Origin of the sequence: Variovorax ureilyticus (assembly GCF_037889935.1) — a bacterium.
Classification (GTDB): domain Bacteria; phylum Pseudomonadota; class Gammaproteobacteria; order Burkholderiales; family Burkholderiaceae_C; genus Variovorax; species Variovorax ureilyticus.
Genome location: NZ_JBBKZU010000004.1, coordinates 427,407 through 448,984, shown reverse-complemented (window position 1 = coordinate 448,984; position 21,578 = coordinate 427,407). Strand labels below are relative to the sequence as shown.

The window sequence follows — 21,578 nt, the reverse complement described above, 5'->3', positions numbered from 1 at the left end:
AGGAGTTACTTCAGCAGTTTGTGTTCGACCAGCTTCTTGCGCAGCGTGTTGCGGTTGAGGCCGAGCCATTGCGCGGCCTTGGATTGATTGCCTTCAGCCCGCGTCATGACGACGTCGAGCAATGGCTTTTCGACGACGCGAACCAGCATGTCGTACATGCCATCGGGTTCGGTCCCTCGGAGATCACGGAAATAACTGTCCAGGCTGCTGCGTACGCAGTCTTCGATGTGTTTCTTGCTCATGGCTTTCTCTTCTTCTCCTCGTTCGGCTCTTCTTACGCCAGTGCATCGGCTGTTTGTTCGTCCACGGGATCGAGCGAGCCCTCGGCTGCGGCAGGAATGCGGTCCATCCGTCCGGCGAGCTGGTCGAAGAACGCCGCGACCGCGAGCCATTGCGCATCGCAGTCCTCGATCGCGTTCATCGCGAAGCGGAACGCCTCGCCCCCGGGAAGCGCGCGCACATACCAGCCGATGTGCTTGCGCGCGGTTCGCACGCCGCTGTATTCGCCGTAGAGGGCGTAGTGCTCCTTGAGGTGATCGAGCATGAGACGTCGCACTTCGGCCACCAACGGCGGGGCCAGATGCGTACCCGTGTCGAGGAAGTGCGCGATCTCGCGAAAGATCCACGGGCGGCCCTGCGCGGCACGGCCGACCATGATGGCGTCCGCGCCGGTCCGTGCCAGCACGTCACGCGCTTTCTCTGGTGAAGTGATGTCGCCGTTGGCGACAACCGGAATCCGCACCGCGGCCTTGACGGCCGCGATCGTGTCGTATTCGGCATGGCCCTTGTAGCCCTGCTCGCGCGTGCGTCCGTGCACGGTGAGCATCTGCACGCCGGCCGCTTCGAAACGTCGCGCCAGCGTGACGGCATTGCGATGGTCTTCGCTCCAGCCGGTGCGCATCTTGAGCGTGACCGGAACGTTGTGCGGCGCAGCAGCCCTGACGACCGCCTCGGCGATCTCGAGCGCGAGCGGCTCGTCGCGCATCAGCGCGGAGCCCGCCCACTTGTTGCAGACTTTCTTCGCGGGGCAGCCCATGTTGATGTCGATGATCTGCGCACCGCGGTCGATGTTGTATTGCGCGGCCTCAAACATCATGTCGGCATCGGTGCCTGCGATCTGCACCGAAATGGGGCCGGGCTCGCCATCGTGGTTGGAGCGTCGCGATGTCTTGAGGCTGTTCCACAGTTCCTTGCGCGAGGTGACCATCTCGCTCACCGCATAACCCGCACCGAGTTCGCGGCACAACATGCGAAACGGCCGGTCCGTGACGCCCGCCATGGGCGCGACGAACAGGGCGTTTTCCAGCGCGATGTTGCCGATGTGCAAAGTCATGAAAGGAGAGTGGCGCGCGCGCCGGGCTGCTGAAAAATGAGGCACGATTGTAGCGGGGCGTGCACCCGTCGGCTGCAACGATTTGCACTCATTGCGCATCCTGGTGCCAAGTCCGCGACAGTCGGTATCCATACTTGCACCTACACGCCACTGCATGAGTGCCTTTCTATACTCCGGCGCTCATGCAAGCCTGGCTCGACTCACTCCTCGGCGTTCTCGCACTGCCACAGTACGGGCTCAGCACGCTCTTCCTCGCCGCATTCGTGTCGGCCACGCTGATTCCGGTGGGCTCCGAGCCTGCACTGTTCGGCTTGCTCCACCTCAATCCGGAGCTGTTCTGGCCGGCCATCTTGGTCGCCACCGCAGGCAACACGCTCGGCGGCGCGGTCGACTGGTGGATGGGCTACGGCGCCCACAAGGTCGCGGACAAGTACTCGCATTCGAAAACGCACCTGCGCGCGCTCGCCTGGCTCGAACGCCTCGGACCCAAGGCATGCCTCCTGAGTTGGCTGCCGATCGTCGGCGATCCGCTGTGCGCGGTGGCCGGATGGTTGAAGCTTTCCTTCTGGCCCTGCGTGGCCTACATGGCGATCGGCAAGTTCCTGCGCTACGTCACGATGACGGTGGCGCTGCTCTATATCTGGCCGAACTGAAGCCCGTTCCCGTTCAGGTCAAAAGGCCATAAGGGCCGCCGCGCTCCAGTGCGCGCCGATACGCGGGTCGTGCGTGGATGCGTTCGAGGTACGCCATCAACCTGGGCCGCGATGCATCGAGCCCGCCGCGTGCCGCAGCGGCTTCGACCGGGAAGCTCATCTGGATGTCGGCGCCGGTGAACGAATCGCCCGCGAACCACTGGCTCTTGCTCAACTCGGCTTCCATGAAGTCCAGATGCGCCCGGATGTTCGGCATGATGAAGCTGGACTTGGCCTTCTGCGCGATCGACTTCGCGATGGGCTTCGCGAAGAAGGGCATGCGCGCCTTCTCGATCCGGTCGAACACCAGTTTGAGCAGCAGCGGCGACATGGCCGACCCTTCCGCGAAGTGCAGCCAGTAGCGGTAGCGAACGGCTTCGGGCGTACCAGCGGGCGGAATGAGCCGGCCCTGGCCATAACGCTCGATCAGCGTCTCGACGATCGCACCCGACTCGGCCAGCGTGATGCCGTCTTCGGTGGTCACCACCGGTGACTTGCCCAGCGGATGCACGGAGCGCAACGAAGTTGGCGCAAGCATCGTCTTCGGATCGCGCTGGTAACGCACGATCTCGTACGGCACGCCCAGCTCCTCGAGCAGCCAGAGCACGCGCTGCGATCGCGAATTGTCGAGATGGTGGACCGTGATCATCGATGCGCTTGCCGCAAGCAGGAAGCGTGCTCAGGAGCTGAACAGGAAGTTCATCACGTCGCCATCCTTGACGACGTACTCCTTGCCTTCGGCGCGCATCTTGCCCGCGTCCTTCGCGCCCTGCTCACCCTTGTAGGCGATGAAGTCGCTGAAGCCGATGGTCTGGGCGCGGATGTAGCCCTTCTCGAAATCGGTGTGGATCACGCCGGCCGCCTGCGGGCCGGTGTCCCCGATGTGGATGGTCCATGCACGCACTTCCTTCACGCCGGCGGTGAAGTAGGTCTGCAGGCCCAGCAGCGTGTAGGCGGCGCGGATCAGGCGATTCAGGCCCGGCTCTTCCTGGCCGATCTCGGCGAGGAACATCTTGCGGTCCTCGTCGTCCATGTCGGCCAGCTCGGCTTCGATCTTGGCGCAAATGGCCACGACCGGCGCGTTCTGCGCCGCAGCGTATTCGCGCAGGCGATCGAGGAAGGGGTTGTTCTCGAAGCCGTCCTCGGCCACGTTGCCGACGAACATCGCGGGCTTCGCGGTGATCAGCGAGAACTGCTTGATCAGCGGCCGGTCTTCCTTGCTGAACTCGACCGCACGCACCGGCTTGTTGTCGTTGAGCGCGGCCTGGCACTTCTCGAGCAGGCCGACGAGCTTGATGGCTTCCTTGTCGCCCGAGCGCGCGGTCTTGGTGTGGCGAGCGAGCGCCTTTTCGACCGTCGACAGGTCGGCCAGGCACAGCTCGGTCTGGATCACCTCGATGTCCGAGATCGGATCGACCTTGCCGGCCACATGGACCACGTTGTCGTCCTCGAAACAGCGCACCACGTTCACGATCGCGTCGGTTTCGCGGATGTGCGCGAGAAACTGGTTGCCGAGGCCTTCACCCTGGCTCGCGCCGGCCACGAGGCCCGCGATGTCGACGAACTCGACGATCGCCGGGACGATCCGCTCGGGCTTGACGATCTCGGCGAGCTCCTGGAGTCGCAGGTCCGGCACCTCGACCACGCCGACGTTGGGCTCGATCGTGCAGAACGGATAGTTCTCGGCGGCGATGCCCGCCTTGGTCAGGGCATTGAAAAGAGTGGACTTGCCGACATTGGGCAAGCCGACGATGCCGCACTGGAGGCTCATGGCGGATGCTTTCAGAAATCTTTGGGGGAACCGGGGATTTTAGGCGCCCCGTTCCGGTGCCGCCGGATTCACTCGAAGCGCAGGTTGGCGCCCACGCGCTGGCCCACCCGCAAGGCATGCTCCACGCCTGCGAGCACGATCGCGTTCATGCCGAAGGTGATCGCGCCATCGACGCGCGGATCGGCGCGGTAGCTGCGCAGCGTGTCCCCTACTTCCGGGCTGCTGGTGCCGGTCGCGGGATCGATGTCGGGGATCGGGCACCGCGCGCACGGCTTGACCGGTTTCAGGCTGGCCTCGCCTTCCGCCGTCTCGATGTGCAGGGTGTCGACCCGGTCTTCGTCGTGCGCCTCGATGCCGGCCAGAACCACGTTGGGACGGAAGCGTTCGATGCCCACCGCCTCGTGGCCGCCCGCCGCCAGTCGCGAATTGAGTTCGGCCATGGATCCCTCGCTCGCGACGAGCACCGGAAAACCGTCCGCGAACTGGTTTAGCGCTTCCACGCCATCCGTCCACTTGAGGCTCGACAGGCGCCGCTCCTCGGGATCGAAGCGCACCATGCGCAGCTTTTTCGGCTTGCCCGGCTCCGAAAGGAAATCGCTGAACCACTGCGCCGCCAGATCGCCCATGTCGTAGGCGGCCACCTCGTCATTCCACACGCGCACGCGCGTCGGGGCCTCCACGCGGTCGAAGGCGATGTGCAGGGCCAGCATGCCCGGCGCGCGAAGCACCATCTCGGCGTGCTTGAGCTGCGGACGGATGAGCGCCATGCGCGGCAGTTCGCGCTGGCTGACGAATTCACCCGACTCGTCGACCACCATCCATGCGCGGTCGAATTCGAGACCGGTCTCGATGAGCAGCGCTTCCGACACCTCGACGCCGGCGCACGACTTGACGGGGTAGACGAAAAGGCGGGCGATGGTGGCCTGGAGGTCGAATTCGGAAGTTTTCACCGGAACGTGCATCCAAATATTGGGATCCGTCGATTCTCCCGCATGCCGCCGCGCGAGGAGGTCGCTCCTACAATGCCACGATGGCTCTCCCCCCCGAGGTTTGCATTCGCGGCGCCGGCATCGTCGGCCGCACCCTGGCGCTGCTGCTCGCACGCGAGCGCGTGCGCGTGGCGCTGGTGGCGCCGGACACGAAACCCGCCGCGGAGGACGTTCGCGCCTACGCACTCAATACGGCCTCCAAGGAACTGCTCGAATCGCTGCGCGCGTGGCCTGATGCCGCGCATGCCACCGCGGTGCGCGAAATGCTCGTCTACGGCGACGAAGGCGGCCGCGTCCAGTTCAACGCAGCCCAGCAGAAGGTCGAGGCGCTCGCATGGATCGTCGATGTCCCGGCGCTCGAACGGCAGCTCGCCGACGCGGTGCGTTTCCAGCCTCGCATCGAAGTGGTGAACGCGCCGGTCGCAGCACCGCTCACCGTCATCTGCGAAGGCCGCATGAGCGCCACGCGCGAGGCGCTCGGCGTCGGCCATGAGGTGACCCGCTATCCCCAGCACGCGATCGCCGCACGGATCGAGGCTGAACGCCCGCACGACGGCACCGCCCGGCAATGGTTCAACGACAAGGGCGAGGTGCTGGCGCTCCTGCCGATGGCCGATGCGAACCGGCCCGCCGATGCGCACGCGCTCGATCGTTCGGTCGCGCTGGTGTGGTCGGTGGACCAGCACCGCGTCCCGGAACTGCTCGCGCAGGACGCCGAGCAGTTCTGCGCCGGGCTGCGCGAAACCACGCACGATGCGCTCGGCGCACTCAGGCTCGCCAGCGAGCGCGCGAGCTGGCCCCTGCAGCGCGCCATCGCCGACCGATGGACCGGACGCTTCGACGACGGCACCGCCTGGGCGCTGGCGGGCGATGCCGCCCACACGGTGCATCCGCTCGCGGGCCAGGGACTCAACCTCGGCCTCGGCGATGCGGCGGCCCTGGCGGAAGTCATCAAGTCGCGCGACTACTGGCGCAGCGTGGGCGACCCCCGCCTGCTGCGCCGCTACGAGCGCGCGCGCCGCACGGGCGTGCTGTCGATGAGCCTCGCCACCGACAGCCTTCAGCAACTCTTCGCCCACAGCGCCGATCCTTTGCCGGCGCTGCGCAACTGGGGCATGCGCGGATTCGACCGCACACGGCTCGTCAAGAACTGGATCGCTCGGCAGGCCATGGGCCTGCAATGAATGCCGGGAAACACCACCATGAAAAAACTCGCACGCCCTCTCCTTGCCACGCTGACCGCACTCACCCTCGGCCACGCCCTGACCGCTTCGGCCGGCGAAGCCGAGATCCGCAAGAACCTGGCCGCGCGCATTCCGCAGTTCGCCAAGATCGACGAAGTCACCAAGGCGCCGCTGCCGGGCCTGTATGAAGTGCGCATCAACGGCTTCGAGATCTTCTACACCGACGAGCAGGGCAACTACCTGCTGCAGGGCAACCTCATCGACGTGAAGGCGCGCCGCAATCTCACCGAGGAGCGCATCGAGAAACTGAGCGAGGTGGCGTTCGACAAGCTGCCCTCCAAGGATGCGATCAAGATCGTGCGTGGCAACGGCAAGCGGCAGCTCGCGGTGTTCGCGGACCCGAATTGCGGCTACTGCAAGCAGTTCGAGCGCGACATGACCAAGGTCGACAACGTCACCATCCAGCTCTTCCTCTACCCGGTGCTCGGTCCGGACTCGGTGGTCAAGGCACGCAACATCTGGTGCGCCAAGGACAAGGCCAAGGCATGGAACGACTGGATGCAGCGCGGCGTGGTGCCGGAAGCCGGCGAGTGCGACACCGCCGCGCTGACGCGCAATCGAGAGTTCGGCCAGAAGTACAACGTCACCGGCACCCCGACGCTGTTCTTCAGCGACGGCACGCGCGCGCCGGGTGCCATTCCTGCTGCACAGGTCGAGAAACAACTCGCCGCGCTCAATTGATGGCCGCGCCGGCCATCCACTACCGCGTCGAGTGCGCGGACCGCAGAGCGCACCTGTTCGGCGTCTCGCTCGTCATCGACGAACCCGCGGCGGTTCAGCGGGTGGCGCTGCCGGTCTGGATCCCGGGCAGCTATCTGGTGCGCGAGTTCTCGAAGAACCTGCAGAACCTGCGGGCGGCGCAGGGCCGTCGCAAGCTGGCCGTCCGGCAAGTCGACAAGTGCACCTGGCACATCGAATGCACGCCCGGCAAGCCGCTGACGCTTCGCTACGAGGTGTGCGCCTACGACAACTCGGTGCGCACCGCCTGGCTCGACGAGGACCGCGGCTTCTTCAATGGCACCAGCCTTTGCCTTCGGGTCGAAGATCAAGCCGATGCGCCCCATGCCATCGAGATCGTCGCGCCTGCGGCGCCGAAGGACGGCTCGCGCTGGTCCTGCGCCACGGCGCTGACGGCGGTTCACACCGACCGCCACGGCTTCGGCAAGTACCTGGCCTCGGGCTACGACGAACTGGCCGACAGCCCCGTGGAGATGGGCGCCTTCTGGAGCGGCGAATTCGAAGCCTGCGGCGTGCCGCACCGCTTCGTCGTCGCCGGGGCGCCCGCCTCCTTCGATGGCGAAAGGCTGCTGGCCGACACCCGAGCCATCTGCGAGACGCAGATGCGCTTCTGGCATGGCGACAAGGTCGGCAAGCGCCACGGCCCCAAGGCGCCGCACGACCGGTACGTCTTCATGCTCAATGCGGTGGACGACGGCTACGGCGGCCTCGAGCACCGCCATTCGACCGCGCTCATCTGCACGCGCCGCGACCTGCCCCAGCTCGAAGCGCGCAAGCAGCCAGAGGGCTACACCACGCTGCTCGGGCTCATCAGCCACGAGTATTTCCACACCTGGAACGTGAAGCGCCTGCGGCCCGCCGAGTTCGCGCGCTACGACTACGACCAGGAAAATTACACGCGCCTGCTGTGGCTCTTCGAAGGCTTCACGAGCTATTACGACGACCTGCTGCTGCGCCGCGCGGGGCTCGTCGACGACGCCACCTACCTCAAGCTCCTGAACAAGACGGCCAACCAGGTGCTGCAGACGCCGGGACGGCTCGTGCAGTCCGTGGCCGAGGCCAGCTTCGATGCCTGGGTCAAGTACTACCGGCAGGACGAGCAGACGCCGAACACCACCGTCAGCTACTACACCAAGGGCGCGCTGGTCGCGCTGTGCTTCGATCTCACGCTGCGCGCCGAGGGCAAGGGCACGCTCGACCAGGTCATGCGCCTGCTCTGGACCCGGAGCGAGGGCGGTCCGATCGACGAGGCCGATTTCGCCGCCGCCCTCGAAACGGCCGGCGGCCGCTCGTTCGCGAAGGAGATTGCGCGCTGGGTTCACTCGACGGATGAACTGCCCCTGTCCGACCTGCTGCGCGCCCATGGGGTCGCCGCGCTGAACGATCCGGCGCAGCGCGCGCAGGAGTTCGGGCTGCGCGTGGCCGAGTCGAACGGCTCCGTCCAGGTCAAGGCGGTGCTGCGCGCCGGCGCGGCCGAGCAGGCGGGCTTTTCCGCCAACGATGAATGGATCGGCATCGAGATGCCCGGTGCCAAGGGCCGCCCGGCGCAGGCCTGGCGCATCGCGCGGCTGGACGATCTGGCCCTCTATCTTGGCCCGCTGAAGAAATTCACGGCGCTGGTCGCGCGTGACCGGCGGCTGCTGCGGCTGCCGGTCACGCTGCCGGCCGGCGTGACGACCTGGCGGCTGTTCGCGCAGGATGCGGCGAAGCTTGCATCCTGGCTGACCCGGCACTAGCCCGGATCAGCGCACCGCAGGCCCCGATGGAGGCTTGTTTTCAAGGACGAAGGAGATACGCATGAGCTACGAGAACATCGAAGTACGGGTCGAAGCCGAGAAGGTCGGCATCATCACGCTCAACCGCCCCAAGGCGCTCAATGCGCTCAACGACGCGCTGATGACCGAACTCGGCCAGGCGCTGAAGGCCTTTGACGCCGACGATGCCATCGGCTGCATCATCGTCACCGGCAGCGAGAAGGCGTTTGCCGCCGGCGCCGACATCGCGGCGATGGCCAAGTACACCTTTCTCGATGCGTACAAGGGCGACTTCATCACCCGCAACTGGGAAACCATCCGCTCGATCCGCAAGCCGGTCATCGCCGCGGTCGCGGGCTTCGCGCTGGGCGGTGGCTGCGAGCTGGCGATGATGTGCGACTTCATCATCGCGGCCGACAACGCGAAGTTCGGCCAACCCGAGATCAAGATCGGCGTGATCCCCGGAGCCGGCGGCACGCAGCGCCTGCCGCGCGCGGTCGGCAAGAGCAAGGCGATGGACATGGTCCTGACCGCCCGCATGATGGACGCCGCCGAGGCCGAGCGCGCCGGTCTGGTGAGCCGCATCGTGCCGCTGGACAAGCTGATGGAAGAAGCGCTGGGCGCGGCGCTCGTGATCTCGGGCTTCGGGCAGCTCTCGGTGATGGCTGCCAAGGAATCCGTCAACCGCGCTTTCGAAAGCGGCCTGTCCGACGGGGTGATGTTCGAGCGGCGCCTGTTCCATTCGCTCTTCGCGACCGCCGACCAGAAGGAAGGCATGGACGCCTTCCTGACCAAGCGGGCGCCGGACTTCAAGCACGAATAAGACGGTTCAGGGACTGCGCGACGGCTCGCCCTGCGCGGCCTGCGGTTCCTGCACCGCACGACCGAGCGCGTCGCGCAGCGCAGAGAGCGAACCCGCCGACGGCCTGCCCGTTGCGGCGGGCGTCCGGCCCTCGCGCCAGCGCACCTGGGGCCCCGAGAGCTCGAAGACCGCCAGCACCTCGGCGCCGCGCTCCAACGTCACGCGCCACTCCGGCGTGCCCTTGAGCGGCTGGGGGCCCACCGCGGAAAGCGCGGCCGAAGCCATCAGCGCGCTGACTTCGCGCACGTCGGCGCGCTCCAGGCTGCGGCTTTCGCCGCCGCGCTTCGAGATCGTGATGCGATTCCACCGTCCAAGGGCTTCGAAGGTCGGTGGTTCGGTCTCGTCCGTACGAACCGACGCTGAAGCCGCAGGCGCGGCCGGCGACGCGGGCTTTGCCGATGCCACGGTCTCGCGCTGCAAGGGGGCCGATGGCGCAGGCGCTGGCGCGGAGGGTGGTGGAGGCGTTGGTGGCGATTTCTGAGCCTTCTGCGAAGGCGGCGGCGGTGCCTGCACTGGCGCAGGAGGAGTCGCAGGCGGGGCCAGAGCAGCCTTCTTCGGAGGCGGCGTAGGCTCCGCTTCGGGCACCGGCGGCGGCTCGGGGGTCGGCGCGGGCAGTTCCGGCTTGATGAAAAAGCTCGGCGGCAGCAAGGGGACTGACGAGGGATCGCTCGGCGGCGGCCGGGATTCCGAGGGCGCTGGCGCCGGCTCTTCAGTCCTTGGCGAACGCGCGGCCACCTGCGTCTTCTCTTCGAGCGAAGGCGCGGACGGGGACGCGGGCTCGCGCCGCCAGAGCATGACCGCCACGAAGGCCACCATCGCCACAGCAACTGCCGCGGGCCAGCGCCGCCTCGGCTTTTCGCGGCCGTCGCGCTCCGCGCCGAGGCGGTGCCACCAGGATTGCGCAGCGCGCTCCAGGTCGGCCTCGGCGTCCTCCGGATCGGGTTCGCCGATCGCGGCATGTGCCTGCTTCAGGATCTCGTTGCGCACCCGCCAGTCGGGCGCCGCGCCCTGGTCCGGCGCGTGCTCCAGGGCTCGCCAGAGGCGCGGGTCGTGCAAGTTGCCGAAGTCGGTGTCGTCGGCGCTCATCGGTGCCGCTCCAGCACGGTGAGGTATCGCTCCATGCAGTCCTGCAATCGCTCGAGTCCACGGTGCAGGCGGTCTGCGACGGTGTCGACATCGACGCCAAGCGCGCGGGCCAGCACCTCGATCGTGAAACCTTCCTCGTGATGCAGCAGGAAGGCCGCGCGCTGGTCGTCGGGCAACTCGTCGAGGCACGCCTGCAGCCGGCGACCCGCCGCGCGCCAGAAGGCCAGTTCCTGCGCCGATGGATGCGCGTCGCCGGCACCGCGCAGCACGCCGATGCCGAAGATGCGCGCGGCCTCGAGGCCATCGCCGTCCTCATCGTGCGCGTAGAACACCGCCTGCCGGCCGCTCAGGCGCAGCTGTTCGATGGCGAGTTCGTAAGCGATCGTGAAAGCCCAGACGCGCCAGGAGGCGTCCTCGGGCGAAAAGGAGTCGCGCGACGAGACGATGCGGCCCCAGGTCTGCTGGAAGACCTCGCCGACCTCGGCGGCAAGGCGCACACCGAGAAGCCGGCGCGCGAACCGGAAGAGTGCGTTCTCATGGCGCCCGTACAGCACGTCGAAGGCGGACGCATCCCCGCCCGCATAAGCCAGCATGAGCTGGTCGTCGGGCATGTCGCCCAGGCGTTCAGGGATGGCGGTGGTCTCTGACATCGGCGGATTTTTACCTCACGTCGCGCGGCCGGCGATGCAGGTGGGTTCCCCGCGGTGAGGCCGGAAGTTCGGAAAACTTCGACCGGGGACGGAAGGTCGCCTCCGGGCAGGCTATAATTCTGGGCTCGGCTCTTTAGCTCAGTCGGTTAGAGCGATGGAATCATAATCCACAGGTCCGCGGTTCGAGTCCGTGAAGAGCCACCAGTAAGTAAACGGCAAAGCCGGCAAGTAGTCACTAACATGACCTTGCCGGCTTTTTCGCATGTAAGCGCTGGTGTAAGCAGATTTGCATTGGGCCAGTGAGGCGCGAAGCGGTTCAGAGCGTTTGTCCCCTCGCGACTTCGAGCACGTGCTGTCGGTAATCAGCCGTGCTTGGCTAGTCATATCCCGTTTTGGTGGGTTCATCAAGGCCCTTGGGCCTTAATTCTTCGAAGTCCAACTAGCGGGCCTCGATTCGCTTGTTGCGTCATCCGAGTGGGCATTACTGCCGAGATTCGCGCGCTGCATCGCCATTTTTGGGGATGCTTGGTCCGGCGAGTCCGTTAACATGTAACGAAAACTAGATCAACCAGAATGGCCGCGGAAGGACGAGCCGCTGCGCCCATTTTGGACATGGACGGAGCAATCGATCAGCAAATGAGCGAATCCGCGACTCACGGATCGCAGGAACGTGCGCGGATGAATGAACCGAACGTCCGCGGGCCCCGGCCCCTGAGCCAATTTCTGCGGATGGCAGTCGTAGCCGGCGTCGAAAGCGCCGTTCAAATCCACATTGACCGGGGCGACGACCTCAACGCCCGCGATGCCAGCGGAATGACGCCGCTCATGCTCTCGGCCGCAAGAAACAAGGCGGCCATCTGCAGGCTGCTGCTGGGCGCCGGAGCCGATCACGGCCTGCTCGACCCCTCGGGCAAGACAGCACTGGAAATCGCTGTCACGGCTGGATCAGATGACACCGCCGCGATTCTTCGCGCCGTCCGCGCGCCACCCCCATCCTTCCTTGCTTGCGAAATCACGCTCGGGGCATCTCCGGTTGGCGCCCCTGAAGCAGCGGCAGACCCTCGGCCCTCGGCCTCCACGGATTCGCTTAGACCTGAAGACCCGGCCGTACCGAAGGCCCCCGGTTCGCTTCCGCACTCAACGCCTGCCATCGAATTGGATGGCGACGGGGAGTTCGATCTGTCGGGATGGGAAGCCGAAGAGGAAGCCACGCCGCCCGCGGCCGACCTCGTGGTCTTGGATGCGGCCAGCGCGATCCAGATCGCGATCACGTCGCACGAGCCGATCGACTCCTCGTCCGGATGGGATGACATCGACGTCCATCTGCCCGAAGCGGCCCTGCCGCTGGCTCGCGAAGACGACGCTGAAAGCCGCGCGCTGCTCAGGCGCCTTCTGTTGCGGGCGATCCGCGAGGGGAGCGTCCCGAGCTTGGATGTCCAGGCTCTGTCGACCAATGAGGACCGCTCGGCCAGCCCTGAGGCCGAAGCGTACTTGGCCATGGTCGTCAACGACCTGGGGGCGGACCTCGACGAGCGATTCGAATACGCCGATGCCAGCGAAAGCTTCGAAGTATTCGTCGATCCCGAAGAGACATCCGACGAGGAGACTGCACTCGACGAGGCCCTGAGCGCGATCGACCGCGCCGCCGCGCCGCGCCATGAGCCTCTTCAGATCTATCAGCGCGATTTCCAGCGGTTGAGTTTGCTCACCGCCGAGGAAGAGGTCCGGCTTGCGCAGGACATGGAAGCGGCCCTGGAAGCCGCCCTGGACGCCCTGGCGACCTGGCCGGAAGGGATCGCGCGGACGCTCACCGCTGGAGCTGCAGCCATCGGTGGCCTGCGCCCGCTGTCCTCGGTATGGGTCGGCGTCGCCGAGCCAAGCCCGGACCCTGCTTCGAGCGACGACTTTGAAGCCCCAACAGCCGAGGCCAACGCGTCCGAAGACGAATTGTCTGAGGACGCACCCGGCGAAGAAGGCGATCCGGTGGCCGAGGCGCCGGCCGACGGCGGGACCACCGGCTTCACCGATGCGCTCCGTCAACTCGGCGCGCTGGCCGAGCGCGGCGAGGCCTCACAACCCTCGACCCACGAGATCCGCCAGACCCTTGCTGCCCTGCACCTCAACCGCCGCTTCCTGTTGGAGCTCATCGATGTTGCGGGTGGGCCGGCGCCTTGCCCTGGCTTTGTCCGCGCTCTGGCCGACTTCCGAAAAGCTCGCGATCGAATGACGGCGGCGAATCTGAAGCTGGCCTTCTTCCACGCCAAGAAATACCTCTACAGCGGCGAGCCGCTGGACGACTTGGCGCAGGAGGGGAACATCGGTCTGCTCAAGGCAGTCGATCGTTACGACTGGCGCCGCGGCTTTCGGTTCTCAACCTACGCCACTTGGTGGATCCGGCAGCAGATCAGCCGCTATGTCGCCGACAAGGCTCGGACCATCCGCGTGCCGGTTCACATCTACGAGAAGGTCCAGCGCATGCAACGCATGGCCGAGGCCTTCGAGACGGCAATCGGCCGCGAACCAACTCTCGCGGAGCTGGCCGGGCGCATGGAGATGCCCTCGCACAAGGTCGCAGTCCTGCTCCGCATCGCTCGCGCGCCCTCTTGCATCGACGAACTGCCCGTCGACGAGATGATCGCAGTCGACGCTCGCGATGCCTATACATCGCCCGACCCCGCAGATGTTGTCGACGAGATTCAACTGCGTGTCGCAGTGGACAACCTGATCTCGTCGCTGTCGACCAAGAATCGCAAGGAAGAGCGGGTCCTCCGCCTACGTTTCGGCATCGGCGTTGATGAGGCTTTGACTCTGGACGAGATCGGCGCGCGTTTTGAAGTGACACGGGAGCGGATTCGGCAAATCGAAGCCAAGGCGATCAAGAAGCTTCAACATCCCGCGCGATCCGAGTCCTTCGCACGCCTTGCCCTGGGCATCCAACCTGAGCCGAGCGCCTTCGACCCCACCGCGGAAGAGCCTGATGGCGCCGATGCGCCCGGTACCGCCGAGGCTGCGCCGAAGGCGTCTGGTCCGAAGCGGCAAGCCGCGCATCGGCTTCCGCGCGATTCAATTCAACCGGCCGACTCTGCGAAGCGTTCAGCGCTTGAAATCATTCTCGCCCAGGCGGCGGAGCTCGGTGTTGATGTCGAGGACGAGCGAGCGGAATCCTCGGGCAGGATTTGGGTGAGCCTCATGAACACGCCCGAGAAAACACATCGGCGACTTGCGCGCCAGCTCCTTCAGCATGGCTTCGAATTCTGGCCAGGGAAGGGCTACTGGAAATGAGCCGACGGACCCGAAAAGCGCCGCCACGCGCCATGGCGATGCTCGAATCCTTGAGGGGCTTGGGCTACTCGACGGCGGCCGCTCTCGCCGACATCGTCGACAACAGCATCTCCGCTGGAGCGGGCGAGGTCCGCATCGACTTCCAATGGGATGGCGCGGACAGCCGTGTGTTGATCCTGGACGACGGGCTTGGGATGAATGACGCGGAGCTTGAAGGGGCCATGCGCCTGGGGGACAAGAACCCCTTGGCCGCGCGCGAAGCGCATGACCTGGGGCGATTCGGCATGGGCTTGAAGACGGCGTCGCTCTCGCAATGCCGCCGGCTGACAGTCGCCAGCGTGAGGGACGGCGAGCGAAGCTGCCTGCGATGGGATCTCGACGAACTGGCGGCCGACCCGCAGAGCGATTGGCTGCTCTTCGAAGGCCCCGCTGAGGGGTCGCAACGATACCTCGCCAGCCTCGACAGCAGGAAGGCTGGCACGCTGGTGCTCTGGGAAAGGCTCGACCGCATCGTCACCGCCGGCTACACCGCCGACAACTTCGGCGACTTGCTGGACAACGTCGAGTCGCACTTGGCCATGGTCTTCCACCGCCTGCTGCAAGGCCCGCGCGCTCGAATCAAGCTGCTGCTCAACGGCCGCCCTGTCGAACCTTGGGATCCTTTCATGACTGGGCACCCCGCCAAGCCCTGGGCCTCCCCAATCGCCCAGCAGCGAACCGACAGCGGGTTGGTGCTCGCGCAGTGCCATGTCTTACCCCACCGCGATAAGCTGAGCAATGAGGAGTTCGAAGAGAACGCCGGCCCGGCCGGCTGGACCGCGCAGCAAGGCTTCTACGTCTACCGAAACGAGCGGCTCTTGGTCGCTGGCGGATGGCTCGGCCTGGGGAATTTCAAGGCCTGGAATCGAGAGGAAGCCCATCGCTTGGCGCGCATCCGGCTCGACATACCCAACACCGCGGACGCCGACTGGAAGATCGATGTCCGCAAATCGACGGCACGCCCGCCGGTGTCGCTTCGCCCGTGGTTGATGGCGCTGGCTGAGAACACTCGGGATCGCGCCCGCCGCGTCTTCGCGTTCCGTGGGTCGCCGGCACCGGCCGCTGGCAATCAGCCCGTCGAGCAGGCTTGGCGGGTCGATCGGCTCAAATCCGGCATGCGCTATCGAATCGACGATTCGCACCCGTCGGTGGCCGCCGTCTTGGAGCGCGCGGGCGACTTGCAGCCGCTGGTGAAGGCGATGCTGCGAGTGATCGAAGAGACCGTCCCGGTGCAGCGTATCTGGCTCGATACGGCGGAAAACAAGGAAACGCCACGCACGGGCTTCGAGGGCGAGCCCACTGCCGCCGTAATCGAGGTTGCGACCGTGCTCTTTGATGACTTGATGGAGCGCAAAGGCTTGAGCATCGAAGAGGCCCGCAAGGCAATGCTCAGGATCGAACCATTCCAGAAATATCCAATGCTGGTCGGCCAACTAGGGAGGATCCAATGACCGCAGCAGAAGAGGCAGCCGCCCAGGCGGAGTTGCTTGAAAACGTCATCGCCACCGCGCAACGCCTCATAAAGAAGGCTGCGAGAGATGGGGCAACAATCACGCCGGTGCTGATCGCCGAAAAAGTCCAGAAGGCTGCGGCCACATTCGATGAGGACGGCCCAAGCCAGGTCGATCAGGGCAAGGCCGTCAGCATACTGATCCAGCGAAATAGCCACTGGGTCGGCAAGTCCACAACCCTGAAAGACGACAAGAATCACGTCGAGTGGCTGACCGCCGCTCGCAAACGAGACTGGCACTACTGGCGGCGCTACCGCGACTTTCTGGAATCCAAGCTTTCCGACACGGTGGTTGAGGGTCTCAATGAGGCCACCGACGACATCCTTGGGCTGCTGGAGGACCCGAAACGGTCCGACGACTGGGACCGCCGCGGGCTGGTCGTCGGCCATGTGCAGTCAGGAAAAACGAGCAACTACTCTGGGCTCATCTGCAAGGCGGCCGACGCCGGCTACAAGATCATCATCGTGCTCGCGGGCATGCACAACAATCTGCGGTCCCAAACCCAGATGCGGCTTGAAGAAGGCTTTCTGGGTTACGAGACGACCATCGATCGCGACCCGGGCATGCCCATCGGCGTTGCCGAGTTCGGGGAGGACCTGAAGACCAACTCGGCTACAACACGCGCGGAAAACGGGGATTTCAACAAGGCTATCGCAAAGCACTTCCACGGCATCTCGCCCGAAGAGCGCCCCTGGCTCTTCGTCGTCAAAAAAGAAAAATCGGTCCTCACCGCCTTGCTGAACTGGATTCAGACGCGCGTGGCTGACAGCACGGACGCTGATGGCGGACGCAAGCTCGTGACGAAGTTGCCTTTGCTGATGATCGACGATGAGGCGGACCATGCCTCGGTCGATACAGGCGAGCAGATGTTCAACGACGATGGAACGCCGGACGAAGAGCATCAGCCGAAAACCATCAACAGCCTCATCCGCCAAGTTCTGCACGCCTTCACCCGCAAGGCCTATGTCGGCTACACGGCCACCCCCTTCGCCAACATCTTCATCCATCACAAGGGCGCGACCAAGAAGGAAGGCCCAGACCTCTTCCCGCGATCCTTCATCATCAACCTGGCCGCGCCGTCCAACTATGTGGGCCCCGCCCGCATGTTCGGCAAGATGACGAAAGAGGGGCGCAAAGGCGCCCTGCCCCTCTCGCGGAACATTTCCGATCACTATGACCCCGAGACGGACGCGGGCTGGATGCCGCCCAAACACAAGAAGGCGCACGTCCCGACCTACAACGGCCAAGAAACCATCCCGCCTTCGCTTCGCGAGGCGATCTGTGCCTTCGTCCTCACCTGCGCGGTTCGCGAGCTTCGAGGCCAGGGCGACCAGCACAGTTCCATGCTGGTCCACGTCACCCGACTGGTCGACGTGCAAAACCACGTGCGCGAGCAGGTCGAAGAGGCCGTGCGCCGCATGCGCCAGAAGATCACCCGTCGAATCGACGCGGACGCTCTGCTGGATCAACTGCGCAATATCTGGGAGAACGACTTCCTTCCCATGCGCGACGAGGTCGCGGCGCTGTCGCCCGCCGAAGAGCGCCCTCCCGCGATGCCGAGCTGGGATGAAGTTCTTGCTATCTTGCCCGATGTCCTGGACGACATCGAAGTCCGATCGATCAATGGCACCGCCAAGGACGCGCTCGACTATGCGGCGCCTGGTGCCGCCCTCAAAGTGATCGCGGTCGGCGGTGACAAACTGGCTCGGGGCTTGACGCTTGAAGGACTGAGCGTGAGCTACTTCGTGCGCACCACGAAGATGTACGACACGCTCATGCAGATGGGCCGCTGGTTCGGCTACCGCCCCGGCTACCTGGATCTTTGCCGCCTTTACACCTCTCCCGATTTGGTGAAGTGGTTCGGCCACATCGCCGACGCATCGGAGGAACTGCGCGAAGAATTCGACTACATGGCGGATGCCAGGCTGACGCCTGAGCAATACGGGCTCAAAGTCATGTCGCACGAGGTGCTCACCGTCACCTCCCCGTTGAAGATGCGCAATGCCCAGACGCTGTCGCTGACCTACAGCGGGACGCGTCCGCAAACCATCCTTTTCCATCGGGACGCGAGGATCCAGCAGCAGAACCTCGATGCGACCGATGCCTTGATTGCCTCCCTCGGCAGCCCCTGGGAAGACAGCCCGAAATATGGCCGCGACGGTGATCAAGACTCCTGGCCAAGCGCGCGGCTCTGGAAGAACGTGGATGCAGCCAAGGTGCTCGCCTTCCTCGAAACGTATTCGACGCACCCGAACGCCACCAGCGCCAAGGCCGCACTGCTCTCGGAGTTCATCATCAAGATGACCGAGACCGGGCAGTTGACCCAGTGGAACGTCGCGCTGCTCGGCGGCGGCTTGGGCGAAGGTGATGCACACACATTCCCTGGTGGCGATCCTTCGACGAACTATTCGATTCGCAAGACCGAAGACTCGGACGACCCGGAACGGAACGACCCAAAGAGCTTCGCAATCGGCGTGCTTACGGACCCGAAGGACGAGGGCATCGACCTTGGAGACGACGCTTGGCGCGAAGCCTTGGCGCGCACCCGCGCGGCGTGGAAGCCCGACCCGGCGCGCGGGCGAGTCACGCCGCCGGATTTCCCGAGCGGCAAGGGCATCCGCGAAGCTCGCGGAAGTCTCGGTGCTTCAGTGGACCGCGGGTTGCTGCTGCTCTACCCACTTACGCCCTTCTTCTACAAGGACAAGGCGCCCGAGCGGCTCATCGTTCCGGGATGGAGCAAACCCATCATGGCCTTCGCCATCGCCTTCCCTGCCAGCGACAACCCGATCGAAGTGGAATACGAAGTCAACCTCCTCTACTGGATGCAGGAATATGGCCCGTCCGAGTGAAGAATTCCTGCTGGCTTGGTCCTCGCTTTCCGGCGACCATCCCACGCCCGGATGGCAGGCCATCTCGCTGCCACCGGCTGGACTCATCGAAGTGCAGGCGGGCCGACGCTCGCCAGACAATGCCGAGGCCATCCTGCTCGGCTTCCCCTCGGTCCGGTTGGCGTCGGCCGAGAAGCTTCCGGAAGGCCAGGGCTTCAGCGTCGAGCGCGCGAATTCCGAGGGCGGCAGCCCGCTGCGACTCGCACTGACGCGACGGACTGCTGGCAGCGCCGAGCTTTTCGCGGCCATGGCCTGCGATGTAGTGGGAGCGCTGGACGAGGCCGCTTCAAGCGGAGAGGCCGAAGCAAAGCTGCTGCGAGTCTTTCTTGGTCGAGTGGGCGCATGGCAGGAGTTCATGCGAAAGGGCTCGCAGACTCTGAGTCCCGAGGCGGAGATCGGCTTGGTGGGCGAGCTCACGCTGCTGCGGGCAATCATCGACGCGGGCGTCTCCCTGGCCGTCGCCATCGAATCGTGGGTCGGCCCGCTCGACGGAGTCCGGGATTTCGAGATCGGCACCGGCTCACTGGAGGTGAAGGCCACGCTGTCGGCCGCTGGCTTCCCTGCAAAGATCGGCTCGCTTGAGCAACTCGATGACTCAGTTCGCCAGCCGCTATTTCTCGCAGGCGCGCGGCTACGCCAAACCGAGTCGGGGCAGAGACTGCCGGAGTTCGTGGCGGAGATGCGCGATGTCGCGGCGGGCGAGGCCGAGGCCACCCGGCTGCTGAGTGAGCGATTGATCGCCGCTGGCTACTTCGACGCCCACGCGGACCGCTACATCCGCCGCTTCGCGCTGGCAGATACTCGGGTCGTCGAAGTGAAGGACGGGTTCCCTCGGCTCACTCCCGGAAGCGTCCCGCTGGGCGTTACCCGAGCCACCTACGAGATCGATTTGGACAAGGCTGCGGGACCGAGCATCCCCGCCGCTGACGCGTTGAAGAAATTGGGAGCAATATGAGTTCAACCCTGCCGGACTTCCTGCGTGAGACGCAGGCCGCCGTCAAATCTCAAATGCGCGAGGGCGCGCTCTATGAGGAGCTGGTCTTCGCCGGCATCGTAATGGAGCACATGTCGGAGATCGGCATGACCTTCGAGCCCGTCGAGTGCCACTTCGAAGGCACCGTGGGCAACGCCATCCTGCGGTTGAGCGGCTACTCCATCTCCGATGACGGCGATCAGCTCGACTTGTTCGTCAGCCTATACGCGGGCGTCGATGAGCCGACGCCCGTCCCGGACTCGGAAACAAAGGTGGCTGCCGAGCGCTGTCTGCGATTCTTGACGCTATGCGCAGAAGGCAAGATGGCGCAGAGGCTCGATCCGTCCAGCGACGTTCGCTCACTGGCCGAGACGCTGCAGGCCATCTACAACGACCTCGAACAGGTCCGCGTCTACGTTATCACCGACCGGGTGGCCAAGTCCAAGAGCTTCAAGACGCGCGACATCGGCGGCAAGGGCGTACGCTTGGAGGTGATGGACATCGAGCGGCTGCACCGGCATTGGTCCGAAGGCAAACCGCGCGACGAGCTGGTTGTCGATTTCAACGAGGTCTCAGGCTCGCCGCTGCCTTGCGTGTTCGTGCCAGGCGAAAACGATGACTACGACTACGCGATGACGGCCGTGCCCGGCGAAGCGCTGCGACTGCTCTATGAGAAGTTCGGAGCGCGTCTTCTAGAAGCCAACGTGCGCTCGTTTCTGAGCGTCAAAGGTAAAGGGGTGAACGCCGGCATTCAATCCACGCTTCGGACGGCCCCGGAGCGATTCATGGCCTACAACAACGGCATTGTGATAGTCGCCGATGAGATGCGCTTGGGGAGGACGGCGGACGGCGCCGCGGGCATCGCTTGGCTCAAGGGCTTGCAGATCGTCAACGGCGGCCAGACTACGGCATCGCTCTACTTCACCAAGAAGAAATACACCGAGACGGACCTGAGCCGGGTGAGAGTCCCAGCAAAGATAATCGTCATGAAGGCGCAGGACTCCATCAAGGAGGAAGCTCTGGTGTCAGACATCTCGCGGTTCGCCAACAGCCAGAACGCCGTCCGCCAATCCGACCTCTCTGCGAACAAGCCTTTCCACGTCGAGATCGAAAAGCTTTCGCGCTCAATCTACTGCCCCGATGGGGTGGGCCAATGGTTCTATGAACGTGCCGCAGGCAGCTACAACACCCTGCTGGCTCGCGAAGGAAACACACCGGCAAAGCTTAAGGCGTTGAAGGAGGCAATCCCTCCTGCGAGGCGAATCACCAAGACCGATCTAGCCAAATACCTGACCGCATGGGACCGCAAGCCCGACATCGTCAGCCTCGGCTCCCAGAAGAACTTCGACCGTTTCATGGCGGCACTGGCTCCAACGGATGGTCAAGAGTCTTCACTCCCCACGGTGGCGGAATTCAAGGCCATGATTGCAAAGGCCAAGATCTACCGCGACGCGCAGAAACTGTTGCGGCCCATGTTCCAAGCCTTTCAAGCAAACGTGACCGCCTACACGGTTTCCTTGTTGGCCGAAAAACTGGGGGATCGCATCGACCTCGATCGAATCTGGACCAAGCAGGCGGTTTCACCGGAATTGCTGAACCAGATAGGCACTTGGGCGAAGGAAGTCAACGACGTTCTACATTCCTCGTCCGGCGGGAGAATGGTGTCCGAATGGGCCAAGCGCCCAGAGTGCAAGGAAGCGATCATGAGCGCAAGCTACTCGACTCCTGCGTCCGACATTCCAGAAGTGCTGCGACTCTAGTCGGTC

General features: G+C 64.9%; 17 protein-coding genes and 1 tRNA gene. 11 read left to right on the top strand and 7 right to left on the bottom strand.

All coding sequences use genetic code 11. From position 1 onward, the window contains the following. Positions 1-5 precede the first annotated feature (5 nt). Together WKW77_RS12325 and dusB are read right to left on the bottom strand one after the other, a co-directional pair. Complete coding sequence (locus tag WKW77_RS12325; RefSeq protein ID WP_068683508.1) at positions 6-242, bottom strand: Fis family transcriptional regulator; 237 nt, start codon at positions 240-242, stop codon at positions 6-8. Between the two features lie 32 nt (positions 243-274). Then, on the bottom strand, positions 275-1,333 hold the full coding sequence (dusB, locus tag WKW77_RS12320) for a tRNA dihydrouridine synthase DusB (protein WP_340357119.1): 1,059 nt from the start codon (positions 1,331-1,333) through the stop codon (positions 275-277). A 182-nt stretch (positions 1,334-1,515) separates the two neighbouring features. Between dusB and WKW77_RS12315 the strand changes: the two genes are divergently transcribed. Next, the gene (locus WKW77_RS12315) at positions 1,516-1,986 is read left to right on the top strand and encodes a YqaA family protein (protein ID WP_340357167.1); all 471 of its coding nucleotides are present in this window, start codon (positions 1,516-1,518) and stop codon (positions 1,984-1,986) included. A 13-nt stretch (positions 1,987-1,999) separates the two neighbouring features. On the opposite strand, the gene WKW77_RS12310 is transcribed toward WKW77_RS12315, so the two are convergent. The 3 genes from WKW77_RS12310 to WKW77_RS12300 form a co-directional block, all read right to left on the bottom strand. Then, on the bottom strand, positions 2,000-2,674 hold the full coding sequence (locus WKW77_RS12310; protein ID WP_340357118.1) for a glutathione S-transferase: 675 nt from the start codon (positions 2,672-2,674) through the stop codon (positions 2,000-2,002). Positions 2,675-2,704: 30 nt separating this feature from the next. Next, entirely contained in the window at positions 2,705-3,796 is a 1,092-nt protein-coding gene (gene ychF, locus WKW77_RS12305; RefSeq protein ID WP_340357117.1) for a redox-regulated ATPase YchF, read from the bottom strand. 68 nt (positions 3,797-3,864) lie between these two features. Further along, complete coding sequence (locus tag WKW77_RS12300; protein ID WP_422823177.1) at positions 3,865-4,746, bottom strand: MOSC domain-containing protein; 882 nt, start codon at positions 4,744-4,746, stop codon at positions 3,865-3,867. Positions 4,747-4,826: 80 nt separating this feature from the next. On the opposite strand from WKW77_RS12300, the gene WKW77_RS12295 reads away from it, so the two are divergent. The 4 genes from WKW77_RS12295 to WKW77_RS12280 all read left to right on the top strand — a co-directional run bounded on the left by WKW77_RS12295 (position 4,827) and on the right by WKW77_RS12280 (position 9,344). Continuing rightward, positions 4,827-5,969: an FAD-dependent monooxygenase gene (locus WKW77_RS12295; protein ID WP_340357115.1), complete on the top strand. Its 1,143-nt coding sequence runs from the start codon at positions 4,827-4,829 to the stop codon at positions 5,967-5,969. An 18-nt stretch (positions 5,970-5,987) separates the two neighbouring features. Further along, positions 5,988-6,710 carry a DsbC family protein gene (locus WKW77_RS12290; RefSeq protein WP_340357114.1) on the top strand — a complete coding sequence of 241 codons (723 nt, stop codon included), beginning with the start codon at positions 5,988-5,990 and terminating at the stop codon, positions 6,708-6,710. Next, on the top strand, positions 6,710-8,503 hold the full coding sequence (locus tag WKW77_RS12285) for a M61 family metallopeptidase (protein ID WP_340357113.1): 1,794 nt from the start codon (positions 6,710-6,712) through the stop codon (positions 8,501-8,503). Before WKW77_RS12290 ends, WKW77_RS12285 begins: the two co-directional genes overlap by 1 nt. Before the next feature lie 61 nt (positions 8,504-8,564). Then, positions 8,565-9,344 (top strand): enoyl-CoA hydratase, encoded by a 780-nt coding sequence (locus tag WKW77_RS12280; protein WP_340357112.1) that lies wholly within the window; start codon positions 8,565-8,567, stop codon positions 9,342-9,344. 6 nt (positions 9,345-9,350) lie between these two features. On the opposite strand, the gene WKW77_RS12275 is transcribed toward WKW77_RS12280, so the two are convergent. Together WKW77_RS12275 and WKW77_RS12270 are read right to left on the bottom strand one after the other, a co-directional pair. Beyond that, positions 9,351-10,469: a hypothetical protein gene (locus WKW77_RS12275; protein WP_340357111.1), complete on the bottom strand. Its 1,119-nt coding sequence runs from the start codon at positions 10,467-10,469 to the stop codon at positions 9,351-9,353. Continuing rightward, positions 10,466-11,119 (bottom strand): sigma-70 family RNA polymerase sigma factor, encoded by a 654-nt coding sequence (locus tag WKW77_RS12270; protein ID WP_340357110.1) that lies wholly within the window; start codon positions 11,117-11,119, stop codon positions 10,466-10,468. Before WKW77_RS12270 ends, WKW77_RS12275 begins: the two co-directional genes overlap by 4 nt. A 127-nt stretch (positions 11,120-11,246) precedes the next feature. Here WKW77_RS12270 and WKW77_RS12265 point away from each other — a divergent pair. The 6 genes from WKW77_RS12265 to WKW77_RS12240 all read left to right on the top strand — a co-directional run bounded on the left by WKW77_RS12265 (position 11,247) and on the right by WKW77_RS12240 (position 21,572). Continuing rightward, positions 11,247-11,323 (top strand) — tRNA-Met (locus WKW77_RS12265). 474 nt (positions 11,324-11,797) lie between these two features. Beyond that, positions 11,798-14,401, top strand: a complete 2,604-nt coding sequence (locus WKW77_RS12260) for a sigma-70 family RNA polymerase sigma factor (protein WP_340357109.1) — start codon at positions 11,798-11,800, stop codon at positions 14,399-14,401. Positions 14,402-14,433: 32 nt separating this feature from the next. After that, on the top strand, positions 14,434-15,891 hold the full coding sequence (locus WKW77_RS12255; protein ID WP_340357108.1) for an ATP-binding protein: 1,458 nt from the start codon (positions 14,434-14,436) through the stop codon (positions 15,889-15,891). Continuing rightward, complete coding sequence (locus tag WKW77_RS12250; protein WP_340357107.1) at positions 15,888-18,800, top strand: Z1 domain-containing protein; 2,913 nt, start codon at positions 15,888-15,890, stop codon at positions 18,798-18,800. The genes WKW77_RS12255 and WKW77_RS12250 overlap by 4 nt, the downstream gene beginning before the upstream one ends. Further along, positions 18,784-19,794 (top strand): PD-(D/E)XK motif protein, encoded by a 1,011-nt coding sequence (locus WKW77_RS12245; RefSeq protein ID WP_340357106.1) that lies wholly within the window; start codon positions 18,784-18,786, stop codon positions 19,792-19,794. The genes WKW77_RS12250 and WKW77_RS12245 overlap by 17 nt, the downstream gene beginning before the upstream one ends. Continuing rightward, complete coding sequence (locus tag WKW77_RS12240; RefSeq protein ID WP_340357105.1) at positions 19,791-21,572, top strand: AIPR family protein; 1,782 nt, start codon at positions 19,791-19,793, stop codon at positions 21,570-21,572. The genes WKW77_RS12245 and WKW77_RS12240 overlap by 4 nt, the downstream gene beginning before the upstream one ends. The last annotated feature ends 6 nt before the right edge of the window (positions 21,573-21,578 follow it).